This window comes from Nonomuraea sp. NPDC052129, from assembly GCF_040680095.1.
Taxonomy (GTDB): Bacteria; Actinomycetota; Actinomycetes; order Streptosporangiales; family Streptosporangiaceae; genus Nonomuraea.
This window is the reverse complement of sequence record NZ_JBFAVX010000004.1, coordinates 321,619-335,892: the sequence shown is the minus strand read 5'-3', so window position 1 is coordinate 335,892 and position 14,274 is coordinate 321,619. Positions and strand designations below refer to the sequence as shown.

Sequence of the window (14,274 nt, the reverse complement as noted above, 5' to 3'; positions counted from 1 at the left end):
TGCGACATTTCCAGAATGGGCAGGGACGTGCCGGTCGTCGTGTTCAGTCGGGACGATCGTCGGAAATATCGGGAAAAAGTGCGGCGATGCCTGGACGTCTTCGCCCAGATGCTCCGCGAGGCTCGCTTCGAGGTCGACCGGCCCCTCGCCGGGCTGGAGATCGAGCTCAACATCGTGGACGCCGCGGGCGAGGCGGCCATGCGCAACGCCGAGGTGCTCGCCGCGATCGCGCAGCCCGACTGGGCCACCGAGCTGGGCCAGTTCAACATCGAGATCAACATCGAGCCCCAGGAACTGGGCGGCGACGGGTTGCTCAGGCTGGAGAACGACGTCAGGGCCCGGCTCAACCACGCCGAGGAGCGCGCCCAGTCCGAGGGCGGCCACCTGGTCCTGATCGGCATCCTGCCCACGCTGCGCGAGCAGGACATCGGCGAGGGCACGCTGTCGGCCAACCCCCGCTACCGGCTGCTCAACGAGCAGATCTTCGCCGCCCGCGGTGAGGACCTGCACCTGTCGATCGAGGCCATAGAACGCCTCGACACCCACGCCGACAGCGTCGCGCCCGAGGCCGCCTGCACCAGCGTGCAGCTCCACCTGCAGGTCAGCCCGGAGCAGTTCGCCGCGCATTGGAACGCCGCCCAGGCCATAGCCGGGGCGCAGGTGGCCGTCGCCGCCAACTCGCCGTACCTGTTCGGCAAGGAGTTGCACCGCGAGACCAGAATCACGCTGTTCGAGCAGGCCACGGACACCCGTCCCGCCGAGCTGAAGGCTCAGGGCGTACGGCCGCGCGTCTGGTTCGGCGAGCGGTGGATCACCAGCGTGTTCGACCTGTTCGAGGAGAACGTCTCGTACTACCCGGCCCTGCTGCCGCTCTGCGAGGAGGAGGACCCGCGAGCCGTGCTGGAGCAGGGCCGCATCCCGGAACTGCACGAGATGACCCTGCACAACGGCACGATCTACCGGTGGAACCGGCCGGTGTACGCGGTCGCCGGTGGCGCCCCGCACCTACGGGTGGAGAACCGGGTGCTGCCCGCCGGGCCGTCCGTGGTCGACATCGTGGCCAACGCGGCCTTCTACTACGGGCTGATGGCCGTACTCCCGCATGCCGAGCGGCCGATCTGGAGCCAGATGTCGTTCGCCGCCGCCGAGGACAACCTGAACAGCGCGGCCAGGCACGGCCTGGACGCGCGTCTCTACTGGCCGGGGCTGGGAGAGGTGCCAGCCGGCGAGCTGATCCTGCGCCGCCTGCTCCCGCTGGCCCACGAGGGGCTCGACAAGTGGGGCGTGGACCGGCGCATGGCCGACCGGCTGCTCGGGGTCATCGAGGGCCGGTGTCTGTCGGGTCGTACCGGAGCGACCTGGCAGGTCGAACGGGTACAGGCGCACGGTGGCGACCGGCACGAGGCGCTGCGGGCGATGACGCTTGAGTACATAGAGCGGATGCACGGCAACGAGCCGGTGCACACTTGGGACGTGTGACGCCTTTGAGAAGAGCCCTGGCCCTCGTCCTGGTGTTACTCCTGGCCGCGTGCGGGCTGTCCAGGCCCGCTTCCATGGACGCGTCAGGGGCCGACACGTTCGAGGGTGACGTACGGACGGCGCGGGAGCTGACGGAGGCGTTCTGGAAGCAGCAGTTCAGCGCCCTCGGCCGGACTTACCGCCCTATTACCGACTTCGTACCCTATTCCGGGAAATCGGGGCCCAACTGTGGCGGCCAGCCTGCCGTCCCGAACAATGCCTTCTACTGCCCTGACGGACATTTCATTGCCTATGACCAGGACTGGATGGAGTCGCTCTGGAGCGAGATGGGGGACGGCTCGGTCTACCTGATCATCCCTCACGAGTTCGGGCATTCGGTGCAGGCCCAGCTGCGGTCCGGCTTCGACCTGAACGTACAGGCGGAGCTGCAGGCCGACTGCTACGCGGGCGGCACGCTGTCGTCGCTCGTCAGCTCGGGCGCGCTGCGGGCGGAGCCGGGGGACGAGAACGAGCTGTTCCTGAACCTGGAGGCGGCGGGCGACCCCACGGACGACTGGCTCAACCCCAGCGCCCACGGCACGGCCCAGCAACGCCAGCAGTCCTTCGCCAACGGCCTCAACGGCGGGGTAGGCGCCTGCTGATCTTTTGTCGGGTTCGCGGCAGATGGGCGAGGACCTGCTGGGGATGTACTCGCGTGTCAACCCAAAGGATGATGCGGCCGATCATGACGTCGGCATACCGTTGCCCCATGCCATTGGGAGAGATCGGCTGGCTGCGCGGGGGCGCCTGCAGATCCAGTGATCCTGAGCTGTTCTTCCCGCTCGCGCCCTCCGCCACCCAGGAGGCACGCGCCAAGGCGGTCTGCGCCACCTGCCAGGTCCTGACCGAGTGCCGCTCCTACGCGCTGACGGCAGGGGAATCGGACGGCATCTGGGGCGGCCTGACCCCGGAGGAGCGCCGACGCTCCCGCTTCCCCTCCGGCTGGCGCAGCCCAGCCGCCAGTTAGCGCCGAGCGGTCACGCCGGGTCTGTGGCCACGTGCGGGCTGCGGCCGGCCCGGCCCGTGACGGACGAGGGCGACGTAGCCTGCAGGAGTGCTGCTTCGCTCGATCGCCGTGCTCGCCGTGGCCAACGTCCTCAACAACCGGGTGGCGCCCCGCCTCGCCCCCCTGACCTCCGTCGCCGCGACGGCCGCCCTGGTGGCGATGGCGCGACGGTCCGGGGTGTCATGGCAGGAGCTCGGGTTCGAGCACGCGCCAAGGGGCGCGGCGATCGGCGGCGCCCTGGCGGCGAGTGTCGCCGCCGTTTACACGGTCGGGGTCGCGATGCCACGCACCCGGCCGCTGTTCCAGGACGACCGCGCCCTGTCGCTGTCGCGCGCCCGCGTCCTGGAGGAGGCGCTGGTGCAGGTCCCTCTGGGCACGGTTCTGCTGGAGGAGATGGGTTTCCGCGGCGCCCTGTACGGCACGCTTCGCCGTACCCACGGGACCGTCGCGGCGACGGCGGCGTCATCGGCCCTGTTCGGGCTGTGGCACATCCTCCCGGCCATCGACATGTCCCGCGCCAACCCGGCACTCGGCGCCCTGGCGGCCGGTGAGACCCCTGGCCACCTGGACACGGCCCGCGTGGTGGCGGGCAGTGTGGTGTCGACGGCCGCCGCGGGCGTCCTGTTCTGCGAACTACGCCGCCAAGGCGGCTTGACGGCCCCGACCATGCTGCACCTGGCGACCAACTCCCTCGGCTACCTCTTCGCCCGAATCGCCGGAAAGCCCCGTCATCCGGCGGCCACCCCCGCCGGCAGGACCGCCAAGACCGGCGGGGCTCGCTAGGGCCGCCAAGACCGGCGGGACCCGTCTCAGGGGACGGTCCAGGTGTGGGTCAGGCCGTTGTGACGGTTTGGAAGCCCTCCGCGTAGTGGCCTTCGCCGAAGCCGGCCTGCTCGGCCCATGCGGCGAAGCGGCTCTTCACGAAGTCGGCGAAGCCCTCGACGTGTCCCACCTGGCTGACGTGCGACTGCAGGGCCGCCAGCTTACGGTCGATCGCCTCTGTGATGTCCATCCAATGGTTGGGGGTGGAGCCGCCCATGAGCCAGACCTCGCGGACCGTCCAGGCGTCCAGGCCCTCGTCCTTGACCAACTCGGGGAAGGCGTACGGGTTGCGGGCGTCGGGATAGACGGCGTCGAGGGTGGAGCCGCCCACCGCGCGGTGGTCGGGGTGGCTCGGGGCGATGAACTGGTAGTTGCGGTCGGGGTGGTGGGTGATCACCAGGTCGGGACGTACCTGGCGGATGACCCGGGCGATGTCCTTGCGCAGCGCCAGCGACGGCACCACCGTGCCGTCCGCGTGGCCGAGGAAGCGGAGGTCCGTGACGCCCACCGCCTTGGCGGCGGCCGTCTGTTCGGCTCTGCGCAGTTCGGCCATGCCGGTGTTGTCGAGCGTACGTTCGTTGCCGCCCGCGTCGCCGTCCGTGACCAGCAGGTAGGTGACCTCGACCCCCCGATCACCGAAGAGGGCGACCGTGCCCGCGGCACCGAAGTCGGCGTCGTCGGGGTGCGCGGTCACGACGAGTACCCGGTTGATCTCGTTGTCGGCGAGCATTTTCTCCCTTTCGGATCGTTCTTTGACGACAACCAGTGGTTCACGGCCGACATTCCAGGCTGCCGGATCCGTCGCCACGGGTTCAGGGCTGGAGTTCCAGGCGGCCGGTGGGAAGGGGGTTTCGGGGGTCGGGGGCTGATGGGTGGGTTCGTGGTTCCAGGGGTTCGGAGGGGATTGTCGGTTTTGGGGGGTGGGATTCCAGGCGTCGAGGCGCCGTTTGTCGGTGGAGAGTCTTAACCTGGGTGCGTGCCGACCCAAGTCTCTGTTGACCACCCCTTGCTCGATGGCCTCAACCCGCAACAGCGGGAGGCCGTGATCCATCACGGCGGTCCGCTGCTGATCGTGGCGGGGGCGGGGTCGGGAAAGACGCGGGTGCTCACCCATCGCATCGCCTACCTGCTCGGTGAGCGGCAGGTGCATCCGGGCGAGATCCTGGCCATCACCTTCACCAACAAGGCCGCGCGCGAGATGAAGGAGCGCATCGACCGGCTCGTCGGGCCCAGGTCGAAGGCGATGTGGGTGATGACGTTCCACAGCGCCTGCATGCGCATCCTGCGCCGCGAGGCCAAGCGGCTCGGGTTCCCCTCCAGTTTCTCCATCTACGACCAGGCCGACTCGCAGCGGCTGATGGCGATGGTGTGCAGGGAGATGGACCTCGACCCCAAGCGCTACCCGCCGCGGTCGTTCTCGGCCCAGGTGAGCAACTTCAAGAACGAGCTGGTCGACTACGAGACCGCGCTCGACAAGGCGGGCTCCCACCTGGAGAAGGTGCTCGCCGAGGCCTACAAGAGCTACCAGCGCAAGCTCACCGAGGCCGGCGCGATGGACTTCGACGACATCATCATGAACACGGTGACGCTGTTCCAGCTCTTCCCGGAGGTGGCCGAGCACTACCGGATGCGGTTCAGGCACGTGCTCGTCGACGAATACCAGGACACCAACCACGCCCAATACATCCTGATCAGGGAGCTGGTGGGCCGCCCGGACCTGCGTACTGCAGACGGCGAGCTGGTCCGATCTGGTGCCGACCAGTCGGAGCTGTGCGTGGTCGGCGACGCCGACCAGTCGATCTACGCCTTCCGCGGCGCGACGATCCGCAACATCCTGGAGTTCGAGCGCGACTACCCCGACGCGCGCACGATCCTGCTGGAGCAGAACTACCGCTCCACCCAGAACATCCTGGCCGCCGCCAACGCCGTCATCGCCCGCAACGAGTCCCGCAAGCCCAAGAACCTCTGGTCCGACCAGGGCGACGGCCCCAAGATCGTCGGTTACGTGGCCGACAACGAGCACGACGAGGCCATGTTCGTGGCCCAGGAGGTCGATCGGCTCAGCGACGAGGAGGGCGTCAAGGCCGGCGACGTCGCGGTGTTCTACCGCACCAACGCGGCCTCCCGGGTGTTCGAGGAGATCTTCATCCGCACCGGCCTGCCCTACAAGGTGGTCGGGGGCGTGCGCTTCTACGAGCGCAAGGAGGTCAAGGACCTGCTGGCCTACCTGCGTGTGCTGGCCAACCCCGCCGACGTGGTGTCCATGCGGCGCATCCTCAATGTGCCCAAGCGCGGCATCGGCGACCGGGCCGAGGCGATGCTCGAAGCGCTCTCCTCGCGCGAGCGCATCTCCTTCTGGGACGCGCTGCGCAGGGCCGACGAGGCGTACGGCATGGCGACGCGCTCGCTCAACGCGGTGCGCGAGTTCGTCGCGATGATCGAGGGGATGATCGGCAAGGCCGAGGGCATGCCGCCGTCGGCGCTCGCGGAGGAGATCCTGGTCGCCACCGGTTACCGCGCCGAGCTGGAGGCTTCGGAGGATCCGCAGGACGAGTCCCGGCTGGAAAACCTCAACGAGCTCATCTCGGTGGCCTCGGAGTTCGAGGAGGCCAATCCCGAGGGCACGCTGGTGGAGTTCCTGGAGCAGGTGTCGCTGGTGGCCGACGCCGACCAGATCCCCGAAGCCGACGGCGGGCAGGGCGTGGTCACGCTGATGACCCTGCACACCGCCAAGGGGCTGGAGTTCCCGGTCGTCTTCCTGACCGCGATGGAAGACGGCGTCTTCCCGCACATCCGCTCGCTGGGCGAGCCGAAGGAGCTGGAGGAGGAGCGCCGGCTGGCCTACGTGGGGATCACCAGGGCCCAGAAGCGCCTCTACATCACGCGGGCCGCCGTACGCAGCTCGTGGGGCTCGCCGTCGTTCAACCCGGCCTCGCGGTTCGTCAACGAGGTGCCGGTGCAGCTGCTCGACTGGCGTACCCCGCCGGAGAAGTCGGCCTGGAGCGCGGCGACCCGGCGCGAGCCCGCGCAGGCGGCGGCGCCGAAGAAGGGCGCCCGCACGGTGCCCACGCTGGCACCGGGCGATCGGGTGACGCACGACGCGTTCGGGCTGGGCACCGTCGTGTCCGTGGACGGGGTGGCGGAGAAGACCAAGGTCAAGATCGACTTCGGGAGCGGAGGCGAGAAGACGCTGCTCCTCGCCTACGCTCCGCTGGAAAAGCTCTGACCGTCTGGAAAAGCTCTGCCCGATAAGGGGCTGACCGGCCGCTCCCACCTGCTGGAAGGCTCCGGCCCGGGGGGTGCTCAGCTCTTCTGCTGGGCTCCCTTCGGGAGGGCGCTGCCCTTCTTCCACTCGGTCCAGTTGAGCTGCCAGTAGCTCCAGCCGTTGCGCCAGTCGAGCTTGCGCTTGGTGCCAGTGATCTTGACGACGTCACCGCGCTGGGCGATGCCATAGAACCATTTGGCGCCGGCCGGGGTGGCGCGGACGCAGCCGTGACTCTGGTTAGAACGGCCTAGAAACTGGTAGTAGCCAGCGCTCTGGTGCACATACTCGCCGCTGTCGGAAATGCGTACCGCCCACGGGATCTCCTCCTTGTAGTACTGAGGGTCCTTGGGGTCGGTGACGCCCATCCACGCCGAGGTCATGGTCTCCAGCGGCTTCTTGTTCATCGTGAGATGGGTGCCGCTGGTGGTCAGGTAGACGTCCACGCCGTTCTTGACCATGCCGCCGCGGCCCGCGCTGATCGGGATCGACTTGACCAGCTTGCCGTCGCGCCTGACCTTCATCACGTGGCTACGGGTGTTCACCACCGAGATGTTGGAGTAGCCGACGGCGAAGCGGCGGCTGACATCCTTGGCGGCCTCGTTGCCGGGAATCTGGCTCAGGCGGGCGTTGAGCTGAACCTTCTGGTGCGGCCGCCAGTACGTCTTGGTGCGGTAGACGACCTTGCGGTCGGTCACCCAGCGCCAGGCGCCGTCGACCGGCCGGTCCGCCTGCACCTGCAGGACGGTCTCGGCCGCCGCCCTGTCGGTCACCTTGCGGTCGAACGTCACGATGATGGGGAAGCCGACGCCGACCTTCTCTTTGGCTTCACCTTCGGGAGTGATGTCGGCGATCTCCAGCTTGGCCTTCTTCGCCGCGACCTTCTGTACCGGGCTCTTCGGTACGGCCTTCCGTGGCACGGCGGCACCGGCCGCGTGCACCGGGGTGGCGGCGGCGACCTGAGCCACCGGGGCAGGCGTTCCTTCCGTGCTACAGGCCGCCACCGTGGTGATCAGGGCGGCCAGAGCCAGCATCCGGGGGAGGGGATTCAAGGGTTTACTCCAGGACTATGTCTACGCATCAGGCGTCTCATAAGTGAGACAACCAAAAGACGTCATACGTGGGCGCTTGGTGATAACGATCACGTAACGCCTCTCGGGGTCCTGGTTTACGGCCCCGGCGCGCCTGACTCAGTCGTTGAGCTTGGTGGTGATCTTGCTCGCGGGCGGCGACTTGATCGAGACCTTGGTGCCCCAGCCGGTGTAGCGGGTCTCGGTCGTGACCGCCTTGTCCTCCCACCAGGAGATGTCCAGGAAGTCCGTGGCCTGCCATGTGGTGGTCAACTGATTGGGGAGCCCCTTGGCGTCGACCTTGAGGGCGTACGTGACGGTGGCCTCGGTGTTGGAGCGCATCGGGATCGAGCTGCTGAACCAGGGGGAGATCTTGAAGAGCTTGCTGAAGGTGATCTGGCCGCGGTAGGTGGATCCGCTGAGCTTGCCGTTCTTCACCAGGGCGGCGAGCGTCGCGGGCTCGGCCGGACTCACTACCTGGCCGAACCAGCTGCTCATGGTGCTGAGATTCATCTTGCTAAAAGTCTTGAACCAGGTCTTGCCCTTCGGTATGTCCTCGCTCAGAGTGCCGCCCGACACCCACGCGACGTCACCGATCGCGATGGTCCGCTCGGGCGTGGTGTTGTGCCCGTCGTACAACGGACTGGAGAACTTCCCGGTGATGTCCCAGCCGGTGATCCCCTTCTTGCCGAACTGGACGCTGCCGGTGCGCCGGACCAGCGGATCCTTGTTGACGGCGCCGACGAACGCGCTGGTGTCGGTGAAGCGGACCCCGTGCCCGGCCACGAGCTGCGCTTTTAACGCCGCGACGGGGTTCTTCGGCGCCGCTTGAGCGGGGGCGGACGAGACGAGTACGGCGATGCCCGCCGTGAGTGCGGTGATCATGAGTTTCATGGGGCGCCATCCTGCCGACAAATGATCACGAGCGCACCTCATTAGCCTCGCGGGAAGCCATGATCGAGGCGGGATGCCCGAGTCGGCGCGAATGACACCGGGCTCGGCGGGCGACCCAATAGGGTGCCGGGATGCGGGTACTGATTTCGGGTGGGGCGGGGTTCATCGGGAGCACGATCGCGTCGGCGTGCCTGGACGCGGGGATCACGCCGGTGATTCTCGACAACCTGGTCACGGGGCGGCGGGAGTTCGCCGAGGGCCGGACTTTCTACGAGGGCGATATCGCCGACGGGGCGCTGGTCGACAAGATATTCGCCGAGCAGCCCGACATCGAGGCGATCATTCATTGCGCCGCGCTGATCGTGGTGCCGGATTCGGTGGCCGATCCGGTCGGCTACTACCGGGCGAATGTCACCAAGAGCCTGGAGTTCGTGGATCACCTGCTGCGCAACGGGTGCGAGCGGATGATTTTCAGCTCCTCGGCGTCGATTTACCGGACAGGGGACGATCATACGGTCGACGAGCGGTCGCCGCTCGACCCGCAGAGCCCCTACGCGCGGACCAAGGCGGTCTGCGAGGCGATGTTCGCCGATATCGCGGCGACCCGGCCGATCAACGTGCTGTCCCTGCGCTATTTCAATCCGATCGGGGCGGATCCCGCGATGCGCACCGGGTTGCAGCTGCGGCGGCCGAGCCATGCGCTGGGCAAGATGATCGGCGCGTACGAGGAAGGCGTGCCGTTCGAGATCACCGGCACCGACTACTCCACCCGCGACGGCTCCGGGATCCGCGACTACGTCCACGTCTGGGATCTGGCGGCGGCGCACGTGGCCGCGTTGCAGCGCTTCGACGAGCTGTCCGAGGCGGTCATCAACCTGGGCACCGGCTCGGGGACGACCGTGCGGGAGTTGGTCGACGCGTTCAACCGGGTGGTGGAGCGGCCGGTCGAGGTGGTCGAGACCGAGCGACGGCCCGGCGACGTGGCGGGTGCCTACACGCGCAGCGACCTTGCGCACCGGCTGCTGGGGTGGCGGCCGCGCTACTCGATCGAGGAAGGGATCAGGCACTCGCTCGAATGGGCCGCCGTACGGGACTCGCGCCTGGCCGAATGAGCGGAGCGATCATGAGTTGCGAGAGTCGCGGTACGCCGACCTGGCGTGCCCATCCGAGGCGCCTGATGCCCGCGCGGCGGCGAAGGAGCTGGGAGGGTCGGCGTTCGAGGTGTTCACCGGATGGACGGTGGAGATCGCCGATCCGTGGGGGAACGTCATCGGCCTGACCGACTACGTCAAGCAACCCCGCCTCTCCCGCCGGGCGACGGGAGAGGCATGAGCCGCGCTGTCTCACGGTCGAGTCGAGCGCGCGCCGGGTTGTTTACGGACATCGGCTAATGCACGATCCGGCTGAGCGGAATCTCCAACGAAGGAATCTCGTCCTCGCCGTTCTTGAATTCCTCCGTCACCTGGTCGATCGGCGGCGCCGCGATCTCCACCGTGCTGCCCCAGCCGCTGTACAGGGTCTCGACGCTGACGGCGCGGTGCTTGCTCGCCTCTGAGTACAGCGCGGTCAGCGGGTACGTCGTGACCAGCCGTGCGGGCAGGCCCTCGGCATCGACGGTGAGCTTCCAAGAGATGGCGACCTTCGCCGACTTCTTGTTGGGCATATCCCCCAGGAAGCTGCCGCGGAAGTACGGGGAGACCTTGAGCAGGTCACCGACGGTGATCTTGCCTGCGTAGCCGCCCTCGGCCGCCTTGGCGCCCTTGATCAGGGTCTTGAGCGTGGCCGCCTCGGTGAGGTTGAGCGGCTGGCCGTAGATGCTGGTCAGACCGGAGACCGGTCCCTTCCGCACCAAGAACCAGGTCTTGCCCGTGGGCAACAGCGCTTCCCAGAGCCCGCCGGACAGGTACGTCCACTTGCCGATCGTGATCGTCCGCTCCGGCGTGATCAGGGCCTTTTCAATCCTGTCCAGCTTGGCGGGCTTGTCATCACCGGATGCGAGCGCCTTGATGGTGAAATTGCCGGTGGTCTCCGACGCGGCGACGCCCGCATTGCTGAACTGGTAGGTCCCAGACTGGCGGATGATGATGTTGCGCCTGTTGCCCTCGATGGCGGTGGTGCGCTCGCTGAACTTCACACCTTTGCCGGCCACGAACTGCTTCGTCACCGCGGTAACCGGGTCCTTGGCAGCCGGTTCCGCCTGTGCCGGCCCGGCTGCCAGTAGCGTGGCGGCCGACGCTAAAGCCAGCCCCGTGATGATGCGCTTCATATCAAATGCCCTCGTCTCTTGATTTACGGAAGCGGGAGGATCCTGCCAAACGAAGATCACGACGATATCTCAACCGATTGTCCGCAGCGAGGAAAATATGTGGATTTTTCGTGCCGAAGGGCCCCGACATCGTCGGGGCCCTTTGTGGAAATTTCTGACTATGGGGTGTTTCCATCGTCGTCAGGCGGAACGCTGACGTAGTTCCTGTCGATGGCGGCCGGTGGCTCGGGGGCCTTCTTCGTCAGGTCCTTGACGTCCGCGACCTGGTCGGATGGAGGCGCGGTCACGTTCACCGCGGTGCCCCAATCGGTGTATCGGCTTTCGGTCGTGGCGTGGAGGGTGGCCTTCTTGGTGGCCTTCATGGACCACGAGATGGCCAGCCGCTTCACCAGTTTCTGCGCGTCGAGCGTCAGGCGCCAGGAGATCATGGTTTTGGCGGGTTTGCCGGTGGGCTTCATCGCGATCTGCTCGCGGAACGTCGGCGACAGCTTGTACAGCTCGGCGAAAGTGATCGAGCCCCGATACTGGGCGCCCCTTACCGTCTTCGTCTTGGCCAGCAGGTATTTGAGCGTCGCCGGTTCGAAGACGTTGATGAGCTGGTCGCCATAAGCGGCCGAGGACGGGCTGCCGTTCATCCCGACCCAGCTCTTGTTCTCGGGTACGAGGGTGCTGTACAGGCCGCCGTTGACGTACATGCGCCGGCCCACGCTGACGAGGTAGATCCGCTCGGTGAGCAGGTCGACGGCGTCGGCGATGGAGGCGTCCTTCGCCGCCATCTTCTTCAGCCGCGCCCGTTCCTGCGGCGTGAGGATGGGCGTACGGGTGTTCTCGGCGCCCGCGATGCCCTTGGCGTCGAACCCGATCACGCCCTGCCTGTCGGCCTGGGTGTAGGACTCACCGCCGATCTTGATGCTGGTCCGCTCGGCGAACTTGACTCCCTGCCCCGCGACGAACTGCTTCTTCAGCGCCGCCACCGGGTCCGCCGGTTTGGCCTGCGCGTACGCGGGAGCGGCCACGGCCAGCGCGGAAACTGCCACCGCGCCGACGATCCATCGCCTCATAGATGTGGGTGCCCTTCTTCAGATGTCCCGAAATATCGTGCTGAAGTGAGATCACTGTCACATAACGGGATAACCGAGACCCGATGACCTGGTCAGGTCAAGCTTGGGGCTAGGCTTCACTGGCGGAAACGCCCGGCACGCACGCACGGGGTGGCCCGGGCCGTCGAACATTTCAGTCGGACAAGCGTCGAACATCAGTCGGATAAGCAAGGACGGACCCTCGTGGACCTGTTCGAACATCAGGCGAAGGAGCTCTTCGCTGACTACGGCATCCCGGTGCCACGCGGCATTGTCGCTCACACCGTGGAGGAGGTACGGGCGGCGGCTGAGCAGCTGACCGGCCGCGTCGTCGTCAAGGCCCAGGTGAAGACCGGAGGCCGCGGCAAGGCCGGTGGCGTGAAGGTGGCCGATGACGCCGCCGACGCCGTTGACAAGGCCAACGCCATCCTGGGCATGGACATCAAGGGCCACACGGTCCACAAGGTGCTCGTGGAGGAGGCCAGCGCGATCGCGGAGGAGTACTACTTCTCCTTCCTGCTCGACCGCGCGAACCGTACCTTCCTCGCGATCTGCTCCGCCGCGGGCGGCATGGAGATCGAAGAGGTCGCGCACACCTCCCCCGACAAGGTGGCCAAGATCCCGGTCTCCGCGCTGGACGGCATCGACCGCGCCAGGGCGCGGGAGATCGCGGCCGCGGGCGGGCTGCCCGAGAAGGCGCTCGACGGCGCCGCCGAGCTCATCGAGAAGCTCTGGTGCGCGTTCGTCGACGAGGACGCCACGCTGGTCGAGGTCAACCCGATGATCCTGTCGGCTGACGGCCAGGTGAAGGCGCTCGACGGCAAGGTCACGCTCGACGACAACGCCGCGTTCCGCCAGCCGGAGCACGAGGCGTACGCCGACAAGAACGCCGAGGACCCCCTTGAGGCCAAGGCCAAGGAGAAGGACCTCAACTACGTCAAGCTCGACGGTGACGTGGGCATCATCGGCAACGGCGCGGGCCTGGTCATGTCGACCCTCGACGTGGTCGCCTACGCCGGCGAGGCGTTCCCCGGCAAGCCGTCGCCCGCCAACTTCCTCGACATCGGCGGCGGCGCCTCTGCCGAGGTCATGGCCGCGGGCCTGGAGATCATCCTCTCCGACCCGGCGGTGAAGTCGATCTTCGTGAACGTCTTCGGCGGCATCACCTCCTGCGACGCCGTGGCCAATGGCATCGTCTCGGCCTTCAAGCTGCTGGAGAGCCGCGGCGAAGCGGTGACCCACCCGCTGGTGGTCCGCCTTGACGGCAACAACGCCCTGCTGGGGCGGCAGATCCTGGCCGACGCCGCGCTCCCGCGCGTCGAGCTGGTCGACACGATGGACGACGCGGCCAAGCGGGCCGCCGAGCTCGCTGCGGTAGGTGCGTGACACATGGCTATCTGGCTGACCGAGAACAGCAAGATCATCGTTCAGGGCATGACCGGCGGTGAGGGCACCAAGCACACCCGCCGCATGCTCGCCTCCGGCGCCCGCGTGGTCGGTGGCGTCAACGCCCGCAAGGCGGGCACGACGCACGAGGGCCTGCCGGTGTTCGGCACGGTGAAGGAGGCCATGGAGCAGACGGGCGCCGACGTGTCGGTCGCCTTCGTGCCCCCGGCCTTCACCAAGGACGCCGTCAAGGAGGCCATCGACGCGGAGATCCCGCTCTGCGTGGTGATCACCGAGGGCGTGCCGGTCCACGACTCGACCGAGTTCTGGGCGTACGCGATCGCCAAGGGCAACAAGACCCGCATCATCGGCCCCAACTGCCCCGGCATCGCCTCGCCCGGCGCCTCCAACGCCGGCATCATCCCCGCCGACATCACCACGGCCGGTCGCATCGGCCTGGTGTCCAAGTCGGGCACGCTGACGTACCAGCTCATGTACGAGCTGCGCGACTTCGGCTTCTCGACCGCGGTGGGCATCGGCGGTGACCCGGTCATCGGCACGACGCACATCGACGCGCTCCAGGCATTCCAGGACGACCCGGGCACCGACGCGATCGTGATGATCGGTGAGATCGGCGGCGACGCCGAGGAGCGGGCCGCGGCCTACATCGAGCAGCACGTCACCAAGCCCGTGGTGGCCTACGTCGCGGGCTTCACCGCCCCGGAGGGCAAGACGATGGGCCACGCCGGTGCCATCGTCTCCGGCTCCGCCGGCACCGCGCAGGCGAAGAAGGAGGCCCTCGAAAAGGTGGGCGTCCGCGTCGGCAAGACTCCGTCCGAGACCGCGCGCCTCATGCGTGAGATCATGCAGTCGCGCTGATTCCGGCTGAAGACCGCCCCGCCCGTTTCGTGGCGGGGCGTCTTTTTTGTGCCGAGCCGGTGGGTGGCGTCCCCTGTGAAACCGCGGAGACC

Annotated in this window: 14 protein-coding genes; 9 read left to right on the top strand and 5 right to left on the bottom strand. The window is 67.5% G+C overall.

The genetic code is table 11. From position 1 onward, the window contains the following. The first annotated feature begins 15 nt into the window (after positions 1–15). The 4 genes from AB0L53_RS12845 to AB0L53_RS12830 all read left to right on the top strand — a co-directional run bounded on the left by AB0L53_RS12845 (position 16) and on the right by AB0L53_RS12830 (position 3,307). Positions 16–1,479, top strand: coding sequence for a glutamate--cysteine ligase (locus AB0L53_RS12845; RefSeq protein WP_363993060.1), 1,464 nt, complete (start codon positions 16–18; stop codon positions 1,477–1,479). After that, positions 1,476–2,120, top strand: a complete 645-nt coding sequence (locus tag AB0L53_RS12840; protein ID WP_363993059.1) for a neutral zinc metallopeptidase — start codon at positions 1,476–1,478, stop codon at positions 2,118–2,120. Before AB0L53_RS12845 ends, AB0L53_RS12840 begins: the two co-directional genes overlap by 4 nt. Before the next feature lie 107 nt (positions 2,121–2,227). After that, entirely contained in the window at positions 2,228–2,485 is a 258-nt protein-coding gene (locus AB0L53_RS12835; protein ID WP_357948505.1) for a WhiB family transcriptional regulator, read from the top strand. Between the two features lie 87 nt (positions 2,486–2,572). After that, a complete protein-coding gene (locus AB0L53_RS12830; protein WP_363993058.1) occupies positions 2,573–3,307 on the top strand; it encodes a CPBP family intramembrane glutamic endopeptidase in 735 nt (244 codons plus the stop codon). 49 nt (positions 3,308–3,356) lie between these two features. Here AB0L53_RS12830 and AB0L53_RS12825 read toward each other — a convergent pair whose 3' ends face one another. Beyond that, positions 3,357–4,076, bottom strand: a complete 720-nt coding sequence (locus AB0L53_RS12825; protein WP_363993057.1) for a PIG-L deacetylase family protein — start codon at positions 4,074–4,076, stop codon at positions 3,357–3,359. Between the two features lie 276 nt (positions 4,077–4,352). Between AB0L53_RS12825 and pcrA the strand changes: the two genes are divergently transcribed. Beyond that, entirely contained in the window at positions 4,353–6,572 is a 2,220-nt protein-coding gene (pcrA, locus tag AB0L53_RS12820) for a DNA helicase PcrA (protein WP_363993206.1), read from the top strand. Positions 6,573–6,649: 77 nt separating this feature from the next. Here the strand turns inward: pcrA and AB0L53_RS12815 are convergent, their stop codons facing one another. Next, entirely contained in the window at positions 6,650–7,660 is a 1,011-nt protein-coding gene (locus AB0L53_RS12815; RefSeq protein ID WP_363993056.1) for a L,D-transpeptidase, read from the bottom strand. Positions 7,661–7,798: 138 nt separating this feature from the next. After that, the gene (locus AB0L53_RS12810) at positions 7,799–8,572 is read right to left on the bottom strand and encodes a hypothetical protein (protein WP_363993055.1); all 774 of its coding nucleotides are present in this window, start codon (positions 8,570–8,572) and stop codon (positions 7,799–7,801) included. Between the two features lie 131 nt (positions 8,573–8,703). Between AB0L53_RS12810 and galE the strand changes: the two genes are divergently transcribed. Both galE and AB0L53_RS12800 read left to right on the top strand, forming a co-directional pair. Then, positions 8,704–9,684: a UDP-glucose 4-epimerase GalE gene (galE, locus tag AB0L53_RS12805; RefSeq protein WP_363993054.1), complete on the top strand. Its 981-nt coding sequence runs from the start codon at positions 8,704–8,706 to the stop codon at positions 9,682–9,684. A gap of 16 nt (positions 9,685–9,700) precedes the next feature. Further along, positions 9,701–9,904, top strand: a complete 204-nt coding sequence (locus tag AB0L53_RS12800; protein WP_363993053.1) for a hypothetical protein — start codon at positions 9,701–9,703, stop codon at positions 9,902–9,904. Positions 9,905–9,959: 55 nt separating this feature from the next. On the opposite strand, the gene AB0L53_RS12795 is transcribed toward AB0L53_RS12800, so the two are convergent. After that, on the bottom strand, positions 9,960–10,838 hold the full coding sequence (locus tag AB0L53_RS12795) for a hypothetical protein (protein WP_363993052.1): 879 nt from the start codon (positions 10,836–10,838) through the stop codon (positions 9,960–9,962). 158 nt (positions 10,839–10,996) lie between these two features. Then, positions 10,997–11,899 carry a hypothetical protein gene (locus tag AB0L53_RS12790; protein ID WP_363993051.1) on the bottom strand — a complete coding sequence of 301 codons (903 nt, stop codon included), beginning with the start codon at positions 11,897–11,899 and terminating at the stop codon, positions 10,997–10,999. Between the two features lie 222 nt (positions 11,900–12,121). On the opposite strand from AB0L53_RS12790, the gene sucC reads away from it, so the two are divergent. Continuing rightward, positions 12,122–13,303: an ADP-forming succinate--CoA ligase subunit beta gene (gene sucC, locus AB0L53_RS12785; RefSeq protein WP_363993050.1), complete on the top strand. Its 1,182-nt coding sequence runs from the start codon at positions 12,122–12,124 to the stop codon at positions 13,301–13,303. Positions 13,304–13,306: 3 nt separating this feature from the next. Then, complete coding sequence (gene sucD, locus AB0L53_RS12780) at positions 13,307–14,182, top strand: succinate--CoA ligase subunit alpha (RefSeq protein WP_219531323.1); 876 nt, start codon at positions 13,307–13,309, stop codon at positions 14,180–14,182. The last annotated feature ends 92 nt before the right edge of the window (positions 14,183–14,274 follow it).